Consider the following 17,254-nt stretch of genomic DNA (forward strand, 5'->3'; position numbering starts at 1 on the left):
CCGGGATGAACCAGAGCGCCGTGCGGCGGGTCAACACCTCGGTGATCCTTCGTGCATTGGCGGTGTCGGCCGGGCCGATGACGCTGGCCGAGCTCGCCGAGCGGGTCGGCCTGTCCCGTCGCACCATCGAACTCATCCTGGACTCGCTCGTCGACGCGGGCTGGGTGAGCGAACTCGACCGGGTGCCGGTCAGCGGCTCCGCCGGGCGCCCCGCCCGCCGGTACGAGCTGCGGGCCGACCACGCGCTGCTGGCGGCGGTGCGCATCACCACCCTGAACGGGTCCGCGGTCGTCGCCGACGTGCGCGGCCGCATCGTCGGCCGGGCGCACCGGCCGCTGCGTGACTACCAGGATCCCGAGGCCACGCTCGACGACGCAGCCGCGCTGGTGCTGGAGGCGCTCCGCGACGCGGGCGGGACGGAGGACCGGCTGCGGGCCGGTGCGATCGCGAGCGGTGGCGCGATCGACGACGACGGCGTCGTACGGCGCCTGGTGTACACGACGCAGTGGGAAGGCGTGCGTCTGCCCAAGGAACTCGGGCGGCGCGTCGCCATGCCGTGGTTCGCGGACAACGACACCAACCTCGGTGCGCTCGGCGAGCGTTGGCGAGGCGCGGCCGGTGACCACGACAACGTCGTGTGGGCGATGCTCGGCAACCGGACCGGTCTCGGCATCCTCATACGCGGTGACGTCCACCGCGGCTTCGAAGGCGCCGCGGGCGAGATCGCCGAGGCGGTGTCGCTGCGGGCCGGCTCGGTGGAGGACCGCCCCGTGGCGTGGCTGACCTCACCGGATCCGGCCCGACGGCGGATCGCGCTCGGCCGCTTCGCCGCGGCCCGGGACGGCGAGGCGGCGGCGCTCGCGGAGGTCGACGAGTTCGTGGAGAACATCGCGTCGATCCTCACCACCCTGTCGTGGACCATCGCGCCGTCGCTCATCGTGCTCGGCGGTGGGCTGGAGGACGCGGCCGACGTACTGCTGCCCCGGGTGCGCGAGGCGATGCGCGGTGCCCGTACGCCCGCCGTCGAACTGCGCGCCACCGCCCTGGGCTCCGACGGCCCGCTCATCGGCGCCGTCAAGTTCGTGCTCGACCACATGGACACCGAGTTGTTCGGCCCGCTCGTCCCGAGCGCGTGATCGCACACCGTCTTCCGCACTCTCCCCTCACACCAAGTTCCACAGGACAGGAGTCCGACCATGACCGGCACCAGTAGGACCGGCGTTCTCATCGTGGGCAGCGGCATCATGGGATCCGTCGTGGCCCGGCTGCTGCGGGACACCGATCCGGCGCTGGACATCACCATGGTCGACGGCGGCCGGCCGATCGGCGCGGCCCCGGGCCTGCACCTGCACGACCTCGACGACCCGGCGCTGTGGTCGCGCTACAACGAACAGGTCGCAACCGGTGTCCAGGGCCTGTACACGGGCGCCGAGGTGGTGCGCGACGTCGCCGACAGCATCAGCGGCCTGACGCCCGGCATGTTCCACGCACTCGCCTTCGGCGAGGACGCCGAGGCGATGCCGGCTGCCGCGCTCGCGTGGAATGCGGGCGGCATGGGCGTGCACTGGACCGCCGCGACACCCTGGCCCGCCGGGGACGAGGTGTTCGACTTCGGCGACCCGGACCGCTGGGCGAAGGATCTGGACACCGCGCGCCGACTGCTCGCGGTCGCGCCCGCCGCCATCGGCCCGACTCCGGTCGGGCAGCGGGTACTTGACGTGCTGAGCCGACACTACGACGGCGTCGGACCGGACGACCGGCGGCCGCAGCCGATGCCGATGGCGGTCACCGCGACACCCGCGGGGCCCATGCCGCGCACGGCTCCGGGCACGGTCTTCCCGCCGATCGCGGTGGGCGGGGACCCGGCCTTCACGCTCCTCACCGGCACCCTCGCCACGGCCCTCGTCACCGACGGCAGCCGGGTCGCCGGCGCCCGGCTGCGTCGTGTCGCCGATGGTGCCGAGTACGAGCTGCGCGCGGAGACCGTGGTGGTGTGCGCCGACGCGCTGCGCACCCCGCAGCTGCTGTTCGCGTCCGGCATACGGCCCGAGGCACTGGGGCGTCACCTCAACGAGCACGCGTTCATCAGCGGTCGGGTGCTGCTCGACCTCGACCGGTTCGGCATCGGCCTCGACGCCCTGCCCCTGCCGCGCCCCGGCGAGTTCGCCACGGACTCGCTCTGGCTGCCGCAGAACGGAGCGGCACAGCCGTTCCACGGCCAGATCATGAACAGCACGTATGTGGATGAAGCCGGCAGCCCTCTCGCACACTCGGTGGGCCTGTCGCTGTACGCACCCGTCGAGTCCCGCCCCGAGAACCGGCTCGTCTTCTCGGAGTCGGACACCGACCTCGCCGGGATGCCACGGATCACGGTCGAGTTCGGCTACTCCGACGCCGACCGGGCGCTGATCGGCCGTGCGCTCGACGAAGTCCGGTCGCTCGCCGAGGAGTTCGGCACGCTCGATCCCGAGACCGAACTGGCCCTGCTCCCGCCCGGCTCGTCGCTGCACCAGACCGGCACCGTCCGGGCCGGCATCGCCGACGACGGCTCCAGCGTGTGCGACCCCGACGGCCGGGTGTGGGACTTCGACAACCTGTATGTCGCAGGCAACGGCGTGATCCCCACCGCGATGGCCGCCAACGTCACGCTGGCCGGCGCGGTGACCGCCGTACGGGCCGCGCGCGCCGTCGCCGAACACGTCACCGCGCCCGCCGCCCACTGAGAGGAATCCGGAACCCGTGATCGACATTCCGAAGGAATACCGCGTGGCGCTGCCCGTGTGGATCGACGACGAGCTGGCCGACGTGCCCGCCGTCATCCCCGACCGCGAGGGCCGGATGCGCCTGGTGCACCGCCTTGCCGACCGCAACTGGCGGGAGGGCAACGGCGGCCCGTTCGCGGCGCTCGTCGCCGAGCAGGACACCGGCCGGATCGTCTCGGTCGGCGTGAACGTCGTCCTCGCCTCCGGGGTCTCCAGCGCGCACGCCGAGGTCGTCGCGCTGGGCCTCGCCCAGACGGCGACCGGCGGCTGGGACCTCGGCGGCGAGGGCATGCCGGCGCACGAGCTGGTCGTCAACTGGCGTCCGTGCGTGCAGTGTTACGGCGCGACCATGTGGTCCGGGGTGCGTGGTCTCGTGGTCGCGGGTGAGGGGCCGGACCTGGAGGAGATCACGACGTTCGACGAGGGGCCGCTGGGCGCGGACTGGGCCGAGCAGTTCGAGGCACGCGGCATCAAGGTCGTGCACGACGTGCTCCGGGACGAGGCGCTCGCCGTGTTCCGCGGCTACCGGGAGGCCGTCGACGCCGAGGGCGTCACGGTCTACAACGCCCGCGGAGGCACCGCATGACACCGCCGGCACCGCGTTTCGCGACCGACGTCATCACCTTCTACCACCCGGACTTCTGGGGACTGGACTCCGCAGAGGCCCTGCGCGACTGGGCCCACGACCATCCCGGGGCCTTCTGGGAACGAGTGATGGACACGCTGACGGAGGCCGGGGTCACCGGCCTGGAGCTGACCTTCGCGCCCGGCGACATCGACTCGGCCCTGCGCGCCTTCGGCGGCGCGGCCTCCTTCCGCCACGAGCTCGCGGCCCGCGGCCTGTCCGTGGTGAGCGCGTTCGTCGCCGGCAGCGACGCACCCGGCTGGCGGCAGGACGGCAACCTGCCCGCGATCGTCGCCGACGCCGAGCGACGCGCCGCCTTCCTCGCCGAGGTGGGGGCGGAACTGCTCGTCGCCTCACTGCCCATGCGGGCCACGTTCGGGACGCGTCCGCCCTTCTTCGTGGACGCCGCGTACATGACCCGGATGGCCGACATCGCCCACGTGGTCGGAGAGGCCGTCTCCCGGCATGGCGTGCAGCTCGCCTTCCACACGGAGTCCCACAGCACCCTCTGGTACGAGCGGGACATCGACCTGTTCATGGCCCTGACCGATCCGCGCTACGTGTGGCTCTGCCCCGACTCCTGCCATATCGCACTCGGCGGAGGCGACCCCGTCGCCGTCGCGCGCCGCCACTCCCAGCGCATCGCGCTCGCGCACTGGAAGGACGCCGTGAAGCCGATCGACGTCCACCTCACCATCGACGAGACGGTCTTCGCCCGGCAGCAGCCCTACATGACCGAACTGGGCACCGGCATCGTGGACTGGAGGGCATGGGCCGACGCGATGTCCTTTACGCCCGGCGCGGGCACCGTGCTCATCGAGCTGGACGAGGCGGCCGATCCCGTTGCCGCCCTGCGGGCGGGAAGGGCCGTTGTGGAGGAGGCCCGGGCGTGGCCGGCGGTCGGCGACCGTGCCGCCGCACACATCGAAAGGCGGGGCCGGGCATGACGGCTCCCGTGGGGCACCCCCCGCACACACCCTCCACCGACGGCGCCCCCGCCCGCTCGGCACCGACTCCTGTGACGGCTACCGCGACCGGCCGGGCGCGGCGCACCCCGCGCCTGCGGGTCGCCGTCCTCGGCGCGGGCATGATCGGCGACGTTCACCTGCGCAGCGCACGCGCGTGCGGGGCCGAGGTCGTCGGCGTCCTGTCCTCCACCGCGGAGCGCAGCCTCGCGGCGGCCGAGCGGTGGCAGGTCGAGGTCGGCTACCCGGACCTCGACGCCTTGTTGAGCGACGGCACGATCGACGTCGTCCACGTCTGCACCCCCAACCACCTGCACGTCGGCCAGGCGGTCGCCGCCCTGCGGGCGGGCAAGCACGTCGTGTGCGAGAAACCCGTCGCGACGACCACGGCCGATGCCCGACTCCTCGCGGAAACGGCCGAGTCGGCGGACCGGATCGTCACCGTGCCGTTCGTCTACCGCTACCACCCCGTGGTCCGCGAGTTGCGGGCCCGTGTCGCAGCGGGCGACTTCGGCGCCTGGCAGCTCCTGCACGGGTCGTACCTCCAGGACTGGCTGCTGTCCCCGGAGAGCACCAGCTGGCGGGTGGATCCGGCGGCCGGCGGCGCCTCGCGGGCGTTCGCCGACATCGGGTCGCACTGGTTCGACCTGGTCGAATGGGTGGCCGGGGTCCGGGTCGCCGAACTGCTCGCCGAGACGACCACGACGGTGGCCGAGCGGCCCCGCGTGGGCGGCCCGACCTTCCGGAGCGGAGACGCCTCCGACACGACCCGCGTCACGGTCACGGTCACGACGGAGGACGCCCTGGCGGTCGTCGGCCGTACGACCGAGGGGGTACTGGTGTCGGTGACGGTCTCCCAGGTGTCGGCGGGCCGGAAGAACCGGCTGTGGTTCGAACTCGACGGAGCCCGGGCCGTCGGCAGGGTCGACGGCCGGGGTGCGGTAGCAGTTCTTGTAGATCGTCCCGGCCGCGTCGCCGCTGCCGAAGGCTCTCGCCTTGAGATGGGCCGTCGACGACGGTCTGCGCCAGGCCCCGTTCCCGCAACTGCCGGATGTGATCGACCTGTTCGTCGGTCGTCTCTGTGCCGGCGGGTGCGGACGCGGCCTCCGCCTCCAGGTCGGATCCAGTCCCTTGCCCTCGCCTCGGAGCCGGACCACGTCCTGGTAGACCCGGTCGGAGACGATCAACGCGAGATCGGTCGAGCCGAGAGCCTCCAGCACCCGCTTCAGCTGGAGCGCGTTGAGATAGCGGGCCACGGAGACGGGGGCCGGCCCGCTGTAGCCGAGAGCGGCCGTGCGGGCCACACCGAAGTCGATGGCGAGCCGGAGCCGCATCCGCTCTTCAGCAGCCTCGGCTGCTGCGCCGGCGCAGGCCGACGGGAGGGGCGTGAGCGAGATGAGCATGCCGGACTGATGGCAGACAGTACGCTGAATCCAGCGGGATCAGGCCCGCAGCACAGCGTCCGGGAGGTGCTTCATGACGGCCGAGATGGTGGCCCCGGCATGGATGCATGAGCAGATCACGGCGCAGGAGTACGACTCCTGGTCCGAGGAGCAGTGCGCCGGCGTCGAGATCGTGGACGGGATGGTCGTCGTGAGTCCGAGTGCCTCCAAGCGGCACAACCGGCTGGCCCGGATTCTGGCGAATGCCCTGGATGCCGCCGCGGGCCCGGAGTGGAATGCCGACACGGACTTCGACATCCGGCTTCAGGACGTCCCGCTCACCAATCGCCGCCCGGACGTCGTCGTGTACCGCGCAGACACGATCGACATCACCCCCACCCGCCCTGAGCACGTGCTGCTGGTCGCGGAGGTGGTGTCGCCAGGCTCGGAGACCACAGACCGGATCGTGAAGGTCGACCAGTACGCCAAGGCAGGCATCGGCTTCTACTGGCGGATCGAGCAGGCCGCGACAGGCGTTCCTCTCGTGTACACCTACATTCTCGACCCCGCGACGAAGACCTACCGGGACGGAGACATGTTCACCGGCATCCTCAAGGCAGTGGCCCCCTTCCCGGTGCAGATCGACCTCGGCCAGATCTGACCACGCGCTGCTCAGCAGCCGGCCGCGCGTGAGCGATGCGTGAGCGGACGGCCCGATACAGGGCGGCATGAGCCGGATCAAGTGGCTCGCCGTGCGGTTCTGACCAGGGGAAACAGAACCACGCGGCACCGCCAGGCATCCCCCGGCAAGGATTCGATCCCACTCCTAAAGCGGGTGTCGCAGGTTCGAATCCTGCCCGGGCACAGCAAAACGCCTTGCCAGAGGCCCTTCCGTCCGACGGACGGAAGGGCCTCCAGCGTGAACACGCAGCGGGCATCTCCGCTTGATCATTACGCCGCGCCCCCTGCGGGATGCCGGACGGCCTTCTTCACGTCCATCTCGACGCAGACCCGGTCCACGCAACGCGGGCGGTCGATCCCGCGTCTGGCAGGGAGAACAGCCAGGAACCACCCCCTGAACGGAGTGCTCGGTGCTCATAGGACTCCTGACCGCCGTTGCGGCCTCGATTTGTTACGGCACGGGCTCCGTCCTCCAGGCCGTCGGCTCCCGCAAGTCGGCCCGCCGCGAGGCGGCCGCCGCCGGGCACACCACCGGACAGGTCACCGCGCATGGCGGCCCCAGTCTCTCCTCCACCGCCCAGGCCGCGATGACCTGGGAGTTCGTCGTCGGCACGGTCCTGGACTTCGTCGGCTTCGGGCTCGGCGCGCTCGCCGCCCGTCTGCTGCCGCTGTTCCTCTCCCAGACGGTCATCAGCGCCAACCTCATCATCACGGCCGTCCTGAGCGTCAAGCTGCTCGGCATCCGGCTGACCCGGGCGGAGTGGACCTCGATCGCAGTCGTCTGCTCGGCGCTGGTGCTGCTGGCGAGCGCGGCGGGCCCTGAGGGCAGCGGGCACACGTCGATCACCACCCACTGGTGGCTCCTCACGATCTCACTGCTGCTGATGGCGGGCGGCACGGTCCTGGTCCGGCTGCTCGGCGCCCGGGCCGCAATCCTGGCCGGTCTGCTCTCCGGTCTCGGCTTCGGCGCGCTCGGCGTGGGCGTGCGAGTGCTCAACGGGATCGATCCGTTCGACCTGGGCACGCTGCTCACCGACCCGGCCCTGTACGCCATTCTGGTCGCCGGAATCGGCGGCATGTACCTGCACACCGTCGCGCTGCAGATCGGCTCGGTGAACGGGGCGACCGCGGCGCTGGTGGTCGGCGAGACCGTGCTGCCCGGCATGATCGGCGTCTGGTGGCTGGGGGACGCCTCACGCCCCGGCTTCGCCTGGCTGGCGGTGACCGGCTTCGTCCTGGCAGTCTCGGGCGCCGTCGCGGTGGCCTGGTTCGGCGCGCCGGAGAACGCCGGGAAGGACGTCCCGGCCCCGACCGACACCCCCACCCAGAACCCGGCGCTTGCCCAAAACCGAGCCTAGTAGCGTCAGGGACTGGCGCGGTGGCTGCCGCTCCGTGTCCAGTCCCCGCACTTTCAGACCGTACATGCGGTTCTCCCGCATCCGGCTTTCCAGAATCGTTCACCGACTGGCATGCCTGTCGCCCTCCGCAGGGCGTCGTCACGTTGTTGGGTGTGTGATCGTCTGAGAGGGCGCTAAGCCCCTTCCCTCTCGGTTCGTGATCACTCGTTCGTGGTACTGATCGAGCCGATGGTCACGGCCTGGAAACAGGGCCGTGTGGGGGCGGTCGGCAACGGGAGACCTCGGGAGCTGTGATCTCCGGGAGGTCGTGAGCGCGCCGCCACAGTCGATCACTACCGGTCACATCCCGATCAAGCACTCGACCTGGTCAAGCCCGCACCCCTGAGAACGCTCACGCCCTGCCTTTGGGGACAGCTCTTACGCGGAGCACACCCATGCCCTTCCCGAAACCTTGCACTTCGGTTGGTTCAATAGCTGTGCCCGCGAGCTGAGATTTCAACGGAACATGCAGACAGATTCTCTGCCGCGATAAACACGCTGGGATTCTTCACCGTACACAGGCCACTGCGGCGTGCTACTGTCGACCTCAGTTGCAGTTGTGGTTCCCGAAACTTCAAGTGCTCTTCGGTCGGTTTCTGTACCGCTGGAAGCACTTTTGCATTTCCGGTCTTTTTCCGGGCGGGGTGATCATCGCGGCGACACGGGGTCCGCGCAGTGCGGACGCCGAGGCACTGCCCCAAAGGAGAAATGACATGGCTGCTGGTACCGTGAAGTGGTTCAACGCGGAAAAGGGCTTCGGCTTCATCGAGCAGGACGGTGGCGGCGCCGACGTGTTCGCCCACTACTCGAACATCGCCGCCCAGGGCTTCCGCGAGCTGCTCGAAGGCCAGAAGGTGACCTTCGACATCGCGCAGGGCCAGAAGGGCCCGACGGCCGAGAACATCGTTCTCGCCTGACGCTCACGCGCACTTGCAGCTGGGGCCCGCATCCTTCGGGGTGCGGGCCCCAGCTGCTCGCATTTCCCCGTAGTGCTTTCACCCGTGGACGGCGACCGGGAAATCCGTAGGCTCACCGCACACGGATACTCTTTCAGGGATGCAGACGCACCCTCATAGCCACATCGCAGCGGCCGCACCGGAATATTGCGTCCACACCGCGCCATTCATTTCGACGCCAACGCGCGCACGGATTTCCCGCCGACGAAATTCGCTGTCTCGCTCCACCGGCCCATTCTTGCAATTCTCCCTGCCGCTCATCGCTGTGGGAATTCCTTGATATGTGCCGTATCGAGGAAGGTTCCGCATGAACCGCACACGTACGAACGACCGCTTCGCCCGCACCCGTACCGGCAGTGCCGACTCCGGAAGGGGTGGCAGCCGATTCGGTTCGTCGGCCCCGCGCCGGTCCGGCGAGCCGAGCCGTTCCGGCGGTTATGGCCGCCGGCCCGTCGCGGCTCAGGCGGAGTTCGCCCTTCCCAAGACGATCACCGCCGCGTTTCCCGCCGTGGAGGGCTTCGCCGATCTCGACATGCCTGGTGCACTGCTTGCTGCGCTCGGCTCGCAGGGCGTGACCGTGCCGTTCCCGATCCAGGCTGCGACCCTGCCCAACTCCCTCGCCGGCCGGGACGTCCTCGGCCGGGGGCGCACCGGCTCCGGCAAGACCCTCGCCTTCGGGCTGGCGCTGCTGGCCCGTACGGCCGGTCAGCGTGCCGAGGCCAGGCAGCCGCTGGGGCTGATCCTCGTACCGACGCGTGAGCTGGCGCAGCAGGTCGCCGACGCGCTCACGCCGTACGCCCGCTCCGTGAAGCTGCGGCTGGCCACGGTGGTGGGCGGGATGTCGATCGGCAGGCAGGTGAGCGCGCTGCGCGGTGGCGCCGAGGTCGTCGTCGCCACACCGGGGCGCCTCAAGGACCTCATCGACCGCGGCGACTGCCGGCTGGACCAGGTCGCCATCACCGTCCTCGACGAGGCCGACCAGATGGCCGACATGGGCTTCATGCCGCAGGTCACCGCCCTGCTCGACCAGGTCCGTCCCGGCGGCCAGCGCATGCTGTTCTCCGCCACCCTCGACCGCAACGTCGACCTGCTCGTGCGCCGCTACCTCAGCGACCCCGTCGTGCACTCCGTCGACCCCGCGGCCGGTGCCGTCACGACGATGGAGCACCACGTGCTGCATGTCCACGGCGCCGACAAGCACACGGCCACCACCGAGATCGCCGCACGCGACGGCCGCGTGATCATGTTCCTCGACACCAAGCACGCCGTCGACCGTCTCACCGAGCACCTCCTGAACAGCGGGGTACGGGCCGCCGCCCTGCACGGCGGGAAGTCGCAGCCGCAACGCACCCGCACGCTGACGCAGTTCAAGACCGGGCACGTCAACGTGCTGGTGGCGACCAACGTCGCGGCGCGCGGCATCCACGTCGACAACCTCGACCTCGTCGTCAACGTCGACCCGCCGACGGACCACAAGGACTACCTCCACCGCGGCGGCAGGACCGCCCGCGCAGGCGAGTCCGGCAGCGTCGTCACCCTGGTCACCCCGAACCAGCGCCGCGATATGACCCGCCTCATGGCAGCGGCCGGCATCGTCCCGCAGACCACCCAGGTCCGCACCGGCGAAGAGGCCCTGCGTCGCATCACCGGCGCCCAGGCCCCCTCCGGCATCCCCGTCGTCATCACCGCACCGGTGGTCGAACGCCCCAAGAAGCGCGGCGCCACCTCGCGCGGCCGACGCCGCCCCGCCTCGGCGGCCCGCCGCGCACCCGTACGGCAGTCCACCGCCGGTGCGGCGGCATAGGACCTTCGTGATCAGGAAGCCGGCCCATCTCCGCAGGAGGCACCCTTTGACGCTGATGCAGATGCAGACCCGCTTGTCGAGCCAGACCCGCTTGTCGAGCGCCGACCCCGTGCACGGCACGGTGGCCGACACCATGGACGCGGCCGGACCGCAGGTCTGGGAGGACATGACCGTGGAGGTGGCACTGTCCGTGATGGCCGCCGCCGGTACGGGTCATCTGGTCGTCTGTGACGACGACGGTCTGTGCACCGGCCTCGTCACCCTGGCCCGTCTCACCGCCGTTCGTGACAGCTCCGGATACACGGACCGGCTCCGCCTGCGTGACATCGCCGACGTCATCGGGCCCTTCGCCTCGCCGCTGGCCACGAGGGCCGAAGCCGAGCGTGGGATGCGCCGCCGCAGCCTCTGGGCCCTGCCCGTGGTCGACGAACACGGCAACGCCCTGGGCGTCCTCGCCCTCTCCCGCTGAACCGCTGCACGGCGGTCGTCCCCGTCTCTCCTTCCCCCTGTGAGGCATCAATGCGCTGTGTCATCGCCCGCTTCCCGTTCGACCTGACCAAGAGTGGAGTGCTGGAATCGATGAAGGGCGTCAAGCCCGAACCAGTCACCGGCGAGTCCGTGACCATCGGACGCCGCCGCTACCCCGCCAAGCAGGTCGGCCAGGTCATCACCCATCAGGACCGCCGCGATTTCAGCGCCGACGAAGTCGTCCGGGCCATGACCATGCTCGGCTTCACCTGTCGCGCTCTTCCCGAGGCCGCACCCCCGCTCATCGAAAGCCCGTTGCAGCGGGCTTCCGTAATGCTTGGCATCCCTCTGTCCATCTGACCGACAGGACATCTGGCCGACAGGACAGGCACGAGCCGAACAGAACAGTGAGGGCCCTACCGGCGCGCGCCGGTAGGGCCCTCACTGCGTGCCATGCCGCTCTCGGCGCGGCGGGTCAGTGGGTCAGTGGTCGGAGTAGCTGAAGTCGCCCACGGTCCAGGCACTGACGTCCTCGATCGCGACGCGGTACATCCCGCCCGTCTCCGGGATGCCCACCGCGCCCTGAAGGATCCGGGCGACATGGAAGTGCAGATGTGTGGGCGGCCCGTCCTTCTTCGCGGGAGCGTCGAAGACGGCGGAGAACTCGCCCAGTCGGTCGGAATCCGTCAGCACCTCCGACACCCTCTGCCTCCACATGGCTTCGGGAGCCAGGCGACCGGTGATGACAGCGCCACCGGCGACCACGGTCAGGGACATCTGGTTGCTCTGCCCCGATTCCACAAGGGCGGCGATGTCAAGGATCAGCTCGTCAGGCTTCGGCATGAGATCGGATTCTATGCACCGGCCCGTCCGGGCGCCTGGGCGGTGGCCCTATCGGGCAAGACGGGCACACACGGCTCCCCCCGATGCCACCCTGCCGAACTCACACACGATCAGGACCGCGGTGTCCGCGGCTCCCCGGCGCAGTCGTCGGCTGCTGCACTTCGCGAGGCAGGTTTGCGGTATCGGGTGTGTCGGCAACGGCCATGGTGGCAGGGACAGTTGTGACGTTGACCGGCACGCGCTCTCAGGGCCGAAGCGGCGCAGGCCGAGGCCCCGGTGCAACAGATCCGGTGAGGGAGCGCACGCCGACCTGACCTGATGGGCGATCACGCGACCTTGCGGTCGGTTTTCACCTCGGACCCGGCGTTCTGGTCAGGCTGTTCTGGTCAGGCTGGGGACTTCGACTGCGGCTCTCGGCCTTGGGTGCGCAGTTGCTCGTTGATGCGCCGGGCTTCTTCGAGCTGGTCTTCGAGGATGACGATGCGGCATGCGGCCTCTATGGGGGTGCCCTGGTCGACGAGTTCGCGGGCGCGGGCGGCGATGCGCAGCTGGTAGCGGGAGTAGCGGCGGTGCCCGCCCTCGGACCGCAGGGGGGTGATCAGGCGGTGTTCGCCAAGGGCGCGCAAGAAGGCGGGGGTGGTGCCGAGCATCTCGGCGGCCCGGCCCATGGTGTAGGCGGGGTAGTCATCGTCATCGAGCGGGGTGACGGGGTGGGTATCGGCAGGGGGCATAGACCTCTTCTTTCGCGGACGCGTCGGGGGGCCCGGGTGCCGTACGGCACCCGGGCCCCGAGCTTTCAACACCATCTACCGGCTGACTGCGCCGGCCTTGTGTGTCCGCAGGTTCCGCCTGGGAGGGCGGGGCTGCGGGGATCGCGGATGCGTGACCGGGGACCACCTTCCAATCCGGGGTCTGCGGTACCCGGACTTCTTGCTCGCCCGGGCGATCCTGATGGCGTCTGCTCCTTATCTCGTTCGGTTACTCGGTTGTACTGCTGGATACCGCGGGTACTGCTCACGACCCCCCTGGGGTCGCGTCCTGCTCAACCAGCTTGCGCGGCAGTTCGTGTCTGCCGTGCCCTCTTCGACTTCCTGGCTACGACCGAAACCATAACCCCGCAACGAGCCAATGTCTACTCCAGCCATGACAGGTTTTATCCACCAGGAGTGGGTGGGCTTCTGCCGCAGACACACCCGAAAGGGTGACGTCCCGGGTTGAATGCCTGGCCCGACGGCTCACACTGAAGCTGGCGGTACGACCGGCTCAGGGTGGGAGCGGCGCATCATCGCCGTGTGGTCAGGACCCCGGTACGAGGCGGAGGGACACGAACCGGGGCTCGTATGCCCGGGTCCGGACAGACCTGCACAGACGCTTCTGTCAGCTCTCGGAGACCGGTCCCCAAGCCTCGGCCTCATCCTCGAACCGGGCAGCCGTGCCCGCCTCGACGGACTCGTACAGGTCGAGCAGTCACCGACGGCCCTCATCCGCAGGACCGGCGTGTACTCCGGCCACCGGTGGGACAAGGGGGGCAGTGCCGTGGCGAGCGTCGTGCAGGCGCATCACGCAGAGGCTTCGCTACTTGAGCTCGTCTGCGGTGAAATAGCCGTCGTTGATCAGCAGTTCGTAGTTGGTCTTGTCGATGCCGGTCGGCTGCAGCAAGCGGGCGGGCACGACTTTGACGCCGTTGTTGTAGTCACTTCTGTTGTCCACCCACGGCGCCCTGTCGCTGAGGATGTCGTCGGCCATGTCTGCGGCGGCTCTGGCGAGGTCGCGGACGTCCTTGAAGACGGTCTGGGACTGCTGACCCGCGATGATTGACCTCACCGAGGGCAGTTCGGCGTCCTGACCAGTGATGACCGGGATGGGCTTGCCGGCGGAGCCGTAGCCGTCCTGCTTCAGCGCGGACAGGACGCCCCTGGAGATGCCGTCGTACGGCGACAGGACTGCGTCGACCTTCTTGCTGCCGTACCACTTGGCAAGGAGGCTGCTCATGCGCTTTTGCGCGGTCGGCCCGTCCCAGCGCAGGGTGGTGATCTTGCTGAGTTCGGTCTGGCCGGACGGGACGACCAACTGCTTGCTGTCCAGGAACGGCTTCAGGAGCGTCATCGAACCGTTGAAGAAGTATTTGGTGTTGTTGTCGTCGGGGGAGCCGGCGAACAGCTCGATGTTGAACGGGCCCTTGCCGTGCTCCAGACCGAGCTTCTTGATGATGTGGTGGGCCTGGATCAGGCCCACCATCTCGTTGTCGAAGCTGACGTAGTAGTCGACGTTCTTGGTGCCGAGGATGAGCCGGTCGTAGCAGATCACCGGAATGTGCGCATCGGCGGCCTGTTGAAGCACGCCGTTCAGCGACCTGGCGTCGATGGCCGCGATGATCAGTGCGTCGACGTGCTGCTTGACCAGGTTCTCGATCTGTGAGACCTGGGCCTTCGGGTCGTCGTCGCCGTAGACCAGCTTGGTCTTGTAGCCACTGCCCTTCAGGTCCTCGACGAGGCTCTTGCCGTCGGTGAGCCAGCGCTCGGAGGCCCGCGTCGGCATGGCGATGCCGACGGTACCGCGCTCGGACCTGCGCACGGAGCTGCTCTCGCCGTTCTGGTTACAGGCGGACAAGGCGAGGGCCAGGCCGGCGGCTCCAGCGAGGGCGGATCTTCGGTTGAGCATGGTGATCGTTCCTTGTTCTGCTCGTCGTTGAAGGGATGACGGCGTGTCAGGCGTCGACGGGGCGGCGGAGCGGGGGGCAAGGCAGGCGAGTCGCGAGCGAGCCGGACGCGCCGTACCGCTCCCCGGGGGTCCGGAGTCAGGTCCCGCGGACGGGTGCCGTACGGGTAGATGCCCGGGCGCCCTGGACGGACCGAACTCAGACAGAGCGGTGCGCCGGGGCGGATCAGTTCTGCGCCCTCATGGATCCGCACGTGGCCACTGAGGTCGTCGGGGGTGTCGGAGAACCGGTTCCAAGGCGAGTGAACAACCGGCGGGCCTCACTCAAGCGGTTGAGGCCAGGTTGGCCCGGCACGTTGCTCGAGTCGGTGCTCAGGCGCCTCGATGTCCCGCAGATCGCCGATCTCGTCGCCGGTGTGTTCCTGTACGTACGTCAGGCTGCGCCACGGTGTTCCGGCCACGTGCGTGCTGATTCCGGGGATGCACAGGGCAATCGCCTTTCGAATGTTCGAAATCTCGTCATACGTTCGGAATGCTGGCGCGACGTTAAGGGTGGATATGCAAGGTGTCAACGGGGCGAACTGGAACGGTTACAGAACGAGGTGGGAGATCGCTTTCGGCCTCCGACGGGGCAACGGGGAGACGCCTGCGGGAGGGTTATGGACATGCCCTTCCGCGACGTGTGCCACCGCGGGCAGGGGCGACGTCGGACACAGCGCCATGTCAGGGGAGACAGACGGCCGTACAGCGGACTCGGCCGCGCTGGACGGCGGGGCCATGCCGCGCCCGGCATCCGGTGGAGGCGGCGCGGCGAAGGCGGCCGGCACAGGCGGCACCTCGGGATGCACTGGCGCGGTCTGGTCTTCGCCGTCGTCGTGTACCGCGCGGACACGATCGACATCACCCCCGCCCGGCCTGACACGTGCTGCTGGTGGCGGAGGTGGTGTCGCCAGGTTCGGCGCGTCGTCTCGGCTGGAAGACGACCACCCGTCGTGTCACTGGCCGCCAGTTCGTGCTCGACGAGCGAGAGGTTCCCGAGGAAATCGGTGCCGGAGCGGTTCACCGCTGTAACGGGGTGACGACGCGAGCCGCCGACGAAGGGGAACTGGGGGCGAATTACGGGTTCTCCACGCCTCGAAGTACCAGGTCAGTGGCGTGGCACGGAGGTCCCCGCGTGGATCTGTGCCGACGGCCACAGCGGGCGGGAGGAACGTGGGCTCATACTGAGCCATGACCAAGCCTGCGGCGCCGAAGCGTCATTTGCCCACCAGCCCCTTCAAGGCCCCGGTCACACCGGCCCCCAAGCACTTCGCCATGGGCGACCAAGTGACACACGACATGTACGGCCTCGGCCGGGTGATCGGCGTCGAGGACGGGATCGCGGCGCTCGTCGATTTCGGCTCGACGCAGATGCGGATCTTGAGCCCGTACGCCAAGATGACCAAGCTGTAGCGCCGCCGTGCCCGGTCGCGGCACGCCAGGCCCCACCAGGGTCCTGTAACGAAAGGCAGACCTGTCATCGACTCCACGTCGCTGTTCTCCACCCCCCTGGAAGGGCAACCCCGCCGTTCCACGGCACCATCGCCGCCTCCGACGACGACACCCTTCCAGGCCCCGGACTTCGGAGAAGACGAGATCTTCCGGTCCGAGGACGCGCAGGAGCCCGCCCCGGACACGCGCGTGACGCGGCCCAAGGCTGCCTGAGAAAACCAGGCCAAGGGCTGCATGAGCATGAGGAAGGCCCTCCGTGGAGATCACGGAGGGCCTTCCTCGTGTGTGCCGGAGTGGGCTACTTGCCGAAACTGACGGTGTTGTTGCAGCCCAGGCTCGAGCCGACGTTGGTGTTCTGCGTGGCAGGTCGGCCGTCCGGGCCGAACGTGGCGGTCTCGCCGTGTACGTCGGTGTTGTCTTCGGTCACCGTGCACGTGGTGCTCTGGTTGACACGGATCGTCTGGGTCTCATGGCCGCGGTGCTCGCGTGCGTGTCCGTGTCCGTGTTTGTGCCCGTCCCCGTGGGCGTAAGCGGTGCCGGCGCCGAGGAAGCCGACGGTGCCGAGGAGGACTGCCACGACAACGGTCTTGCGAGGCTTGCGCATGTCTTCTCCGGGTGTTGAAACGGACGCGAACGAGATCCGCCACGTCTTAGGGTGACTGGAGGTTAATGCGCAAATTTCCTATATGTGCTCGTCGGCACGCCGGATCGTCTGATCAACGAGGACGGGCATCGGGCCGGCTCCTGGCCCAAGTCCCTTGTGCCGTCAGGGCATCGCGAGGCCGAAGCGGTCGTGGGCCTCGGCGCGGAACCACCCGTGCGGCGGGTGCCGCGAGCGTGAGGCGGCTTGGGCCGTTCGGCTGCCCGGCCGGCCGGTTGCGACCGTCCTCGCCTGACGCTCAGGGCGACGGGTGTTCGCCGTCGTGGACGACCGTGATGAGCGAGTCGGGGCCAGGAGTCTCGAGTTCGTCGACCGCTGCGACCGCCAGGTCCTCGGCGCTGATCCAGGACCGGCCGTCGACTCCGACGAGGAGGGTGTCGGTGCCGCGTCGGTAGCGGCCGGTGCGTACGCCCGGTTCGAGCAGGGCCGATGGGCTCAGGTAGACGTGATCGGCATCGGCGTAGCGCTTCAACCCCAGCCCGGCGACCCGGGCGATGCTCGGCGTTCTCCGCGTGGGAGCGCCGTCAGCAGCTTTCTGGCCCTTGGCGTACTGGGGCCGCT

The 17,254-nt window shown here is 69.3% G+C and carries 16 protein-coding genes and 1 pseudogene; 12 read left to right on the forward strand and 5 right to left on the reverse strand.

All coding sequences use genetic code 11. From position 1 onward, the window contains the following. Window positions 1-5: 5 nt before the first annotated feature. The 11 genes from EDD92_RS20950 (at window position 6) to EDD92_RS21005 (ending at window position 11,400) form a co-directional block, all read left to right on the forward strand. Window positions 6-1,136 carry an ROK family transcriptional regulator gene (locus EDD92_RS20950; RefSeq protein ID WP_185124430.1) on the forward strand — a complete coding sequence of 377 codons (1,131 nt, stop codon included), beginning with the start codon at window positions 6-8 and terminating at the stop codon, window positions 1,134-1,136. A gap of 60 nt (window positions 1,137-1,196) precedes the next feature. Further along, complete coding sequence (locus EDD92_RS20955; RefSeq protein ID WP_123965743.1) at window positions 1,197-2,723, forward strand: GMC oxidoreductase; 1,527 nt, start codon at window positions 1,197-1,199, stop codon at window positions 2,721-2,723. A 16-nt stretch (window positions 2,724-2,739) separates the two neighbouring features. Next, entirely contained in the window at window positions 2,740-3,348 is a 609-nt protein-coding gene (locus tag EDD92_RS20960; RefSeq protein ID WP_123965744.1) for a nucleoside deaminase, read from the forward strand. Then, on the forward strand, window positions 3,345-4,334 hold the full coding sequence (locus tag EDD92_RS20965; RefSeq protein ID WP_123965745.1) for a sugar phosphate isomerase/epimerase: 990 nt from the start codon (window positions 3,345-3,347) through the stop codon (window positions 4,332-4,334). The genes EDD92_RS20960 and EDD92_RS20965 overlap by 4 nt, the downstream gene beginning before the upstream one ends. Beyond that, window positions 4,331-5,866: a Gfo/Idh/MocA family protein gene (locus EDD92_RS51205; protein WP_260326649.1), complete on the forward strand. Its 1,536-nt coding sequence runs from the start codon at window positions 4,331-4,333 to the stop codon at window positions 5,864-5,866. Before EDD92_RS20965 ends, EDD92_RS51205 begins: the two co-directional genes overlap by 4 nt. Beyond that, window positions 5,829-6,395 carry a Uma2 family endonuclease gene (locus EDD92_RS20980; RefSeq protein ID WP_123965746.1) on the forward strand — a complete coding sequence of 189 codons (567 nt, stop codon included), beginning with the start codon at window positions 5,829-5,831 and terminating at the stop codon, window positions 6,393-6,395. Before EDD92_RS51205 ends, EDD92_RS20980 begins: the two co-directional genes overlap by 38 nt. A 430-nt stretch (window positions 6,396-6,825) precedes the next feature. Further along, the gene (locus tag EDD92_RS20985) at window positions 6,826-7,773 is read left to right on the forward strand and encodes a hypothetical protein (protein ID WP_123965747.1); all 948 of its coding nucleotides are present in this window, start codon (window positions 6,826-6,828) and stop codon (window positions 7,771-7,773) included. 752 nt (window positions 7,774-8,525) lie between these two features. Next, window positions 8,526-8,729, forward strand: coding sequence for a cold-shock protein (locus EDD92_RS20990; protein WP_014145516.1), 204 nt, complete (start codon window positions 8,526-8,528; stop codon window positions 8,727-8,729). A gap of 346 nt (window positions 8,730-9,075) precedes the next feature. Beyond that, a complete protein-coding gene (locus EDD92_RS20995) occupies window positions 9,076-10,572 on the forward strand; it encodes a DEAD/DEAH box helicase (RefSeq protein WP_123965748.1) in 1,497 nt (498 codons plus the stop codon). A 61-nt stretch (window positions 10,573-10,633) separates the two neighbouring features. Continuing rightward, the gene (locus EDD92_RS21000) at window positions 10,634-11,041 is read left to right on the forward strand and encodes a CBS domain-containing protein (protein ID WP_123965749.1); all 408 of its coding nucleotides are present in this window, start codon (window positions 10,634-10,636) and stop codon (window positions 11,039-11,041) included. Window positions 11,042-11,091: 50 nt separating this feature from the next. Beyond that, window positions 11,092-11,400: an SCO5918 family protein gene (locus EDD92_RS21005; RefSeq protein ID WP_123965750.1), complete on the forward strand. Its 309-nt coding sequence runs from the start codon at window positions 11,092-11,094 to the stop codon at window positions 11,398-11,400. A gap of 123 nt (window positions 11,401-11,523) precedes the next feature. On the opposite strand, the gene EDD92_RS21010 is transcribed toward EDD92_RS21005, so the two are convergent. The 3 genes from EDD92_RS21010 to chvE form a co-directional block, all read right to left on the reverse strand. Then, the gene (locus EDD92_RS21010) at window positions 11,524-11,883 is read right to left on the reverse strand and encodes a hypothetical protein (protein WP_123965751.1); all 360 of its coding nucleotides are present in this window, start codon (window positions 11,881-11,883) and stop codon (window positions 11,524-11,526) included. Between the two features lie 386 nt (window positions 11,884-12,269). Next, window positions 12,270-12,614 carry a MerR family transcriptional regulator gene (locus EDD92_RS21015; protein WP_123965752.1) on the reverse strand — a complete coding sequence of 115 codons (345 nt, stop codon included), beginning with the start codon at window positions 12,612-12,614 and terminating at the stop codon, window positions 12,270-12,272. Window positions 12,615-13,458: 844 nt separating this feature from the next. After that, a complete protein-coding gene (chvE, locus tag EDD92_RS21020; protein WP_123965753.1) occupies window positions 13,459-14,544 on the reverse strand; it encodes a multiple monosaccharide ABC transporter substrate-binding protein in 1,086 nt (361 codons plus the stop codon). A gap of 1,227 nt (window positions 14,545-15,771) precedes the next feature. On the opposite strand from chvE, the gene EDD92_RS21035 reads away from it, so the two are divergent. After that, on the forward strand, window positions 15,772-15,993 hold the full coding sequence (locus EDD92_RS21035; protein WP_099929528.1) for a hypothetical protein: 222 nt from the start codon (window positions 15,772-15,774) through the stop codon (window positions 15,991-15,993). Window positions 15,994-16,330: 337 nt separating this feature from the next. Here the strand turns inward: EDD92_RS21035 and EDD92_RS21045 are convergent, their stop codons facing one another. Next, window positions 16,331-16,636, reverse strand: coding sequence for a hypothetical protein (locus EDD92_RS21045; RefSeq protein WP_123965756.1), 306 nt, complete (start codon window positions 16,634-16,636; stop codon window positions 16,331-16,333). Between the two features lie 295 nt (window positions 16,637-16,931). After that, window positions 16,932-17,153: pseudogene (locus EDD92_RS21050) on the reverse strand (hypothetical protein); the annotation flags it as partial. Window positions 17,154-17,254 lie beyond the last annotated feature (101 nt).

The organism is Streptomyces sp. TLI_185 (assembly GCF_003814765.1).
Taxonomy (GTDB): domain Bacteria; phylum Actinomycetota; class Actinomycetes; order Streptomycetales; family Streptomycetaceae; genus Streptomyces.

What these genes read in the sequence shown, in the direction of transcription:
- EDD92_RS20950 (WP_185124430.1), top strand. Translation starts at nt 6, where the DNA reads ATGAACCAGAGCGCCGTGCGGCGGGTCAACACCTCGGTGATCCTTCGT.
- EDD92_RS20955 (WP_123965743.1), top strand. Translation starts at nt 1,197, where the DNA reads ATGACCGGCACCAGTAGGACCGGCGTTCTCATCGTGGGCAGCGGCATC.
- EDD92_RS20965 (WP_123965745.1), top strand. Translation starts at nt 3,345, where the DNA reads ATGACACCGCCGGCACCGCGTTTCGCGACCGACGTCATCACCTTCTAC.
- EDD92_RS51205 (WP_260326649.1), top strand. Translation starts at nt 4,331, where the DNA reads ATGACGGCTCCCGTGGGGCACCCCCCGCACACACCCTCCACCGACGGC.
- EDD92_RS20980 (WP_123965746.1), top strand. Translation starts at nt 5,829, where the DNA reads ATGACGGCCGAGATGGTGGCCCCGGCATGGATGCATGAGCAGATCACG.
- EDD92_RS20990 (WP_014145516.1), top strand. Translation starts at nt 8,526, where the DNA reads ATGGCTGCTGGTACCGTGAAGTGGTTCAACGCGGAAAAGGGCTTCGGC.
- EDD92_RS20995 (WP_123965748.1), top strand. Translation starts at nt 9,076, where the DNA reads ATGAACCGCACACGTACGAACGACCGCTTCGCCCGCACCCGTACCGGC.
- EDD92_RS21000 (WP_123965749.1), top strand. Translation starts at nt 10,634, where the DNA reads ATGCAGACCCGCTTGTCGAGCCAGACCCGCTTGTCGAGCGCCGACCCC.
- EDD92_RS21005 (WP_123965750.1), top strand. Translation starts at nt 11,092, where the DNA reads ATGCGCTGTGTCATCGCCCGCTTCCCGTTCGACCTGACCAAGAGTGGA.
- EDD92_RS21010 (WP_123965751.1), bottom strand. Translation starts at nt 11,883, where the DNA reads ATGCCGAAGCCTGACGAGCTGATCCTTGACATCGCCGCCCTTGTGGAA.
- EDD92_RS21015 (WP_123965752.1), bottom strand. Translation starts at nt 12,614, where the DNA reads ATGCCCCCTGCCGATACCCACCCCGTCACCCCGCTCGATGACGATGAC.
- chvE (WP_123965753.1), bottom strand. Translation starts at nt 14,544, where the DNA reads ATGCTCAACCGAAGATCCGCCCTCGCTGGAGCCGCCGGCCTGGCCCTC.
- EDD92_RS21035 (WP_099929528.1), top strand. Translation starts at nt 15,772, where the DNA reads ATGACCAAGCCTGCGGCGCCGAAGCGTCATTTGCCCACCAGCCCCTTC.
- EDD92_RS21045 (WP_123965756.1), bottom strand. Translation starts at nt 16,636, where the DNA reads ATGCGCAAGCCTCGCAAGACCGTTGTCGTGGCAGTCCTCCTCGGCACC.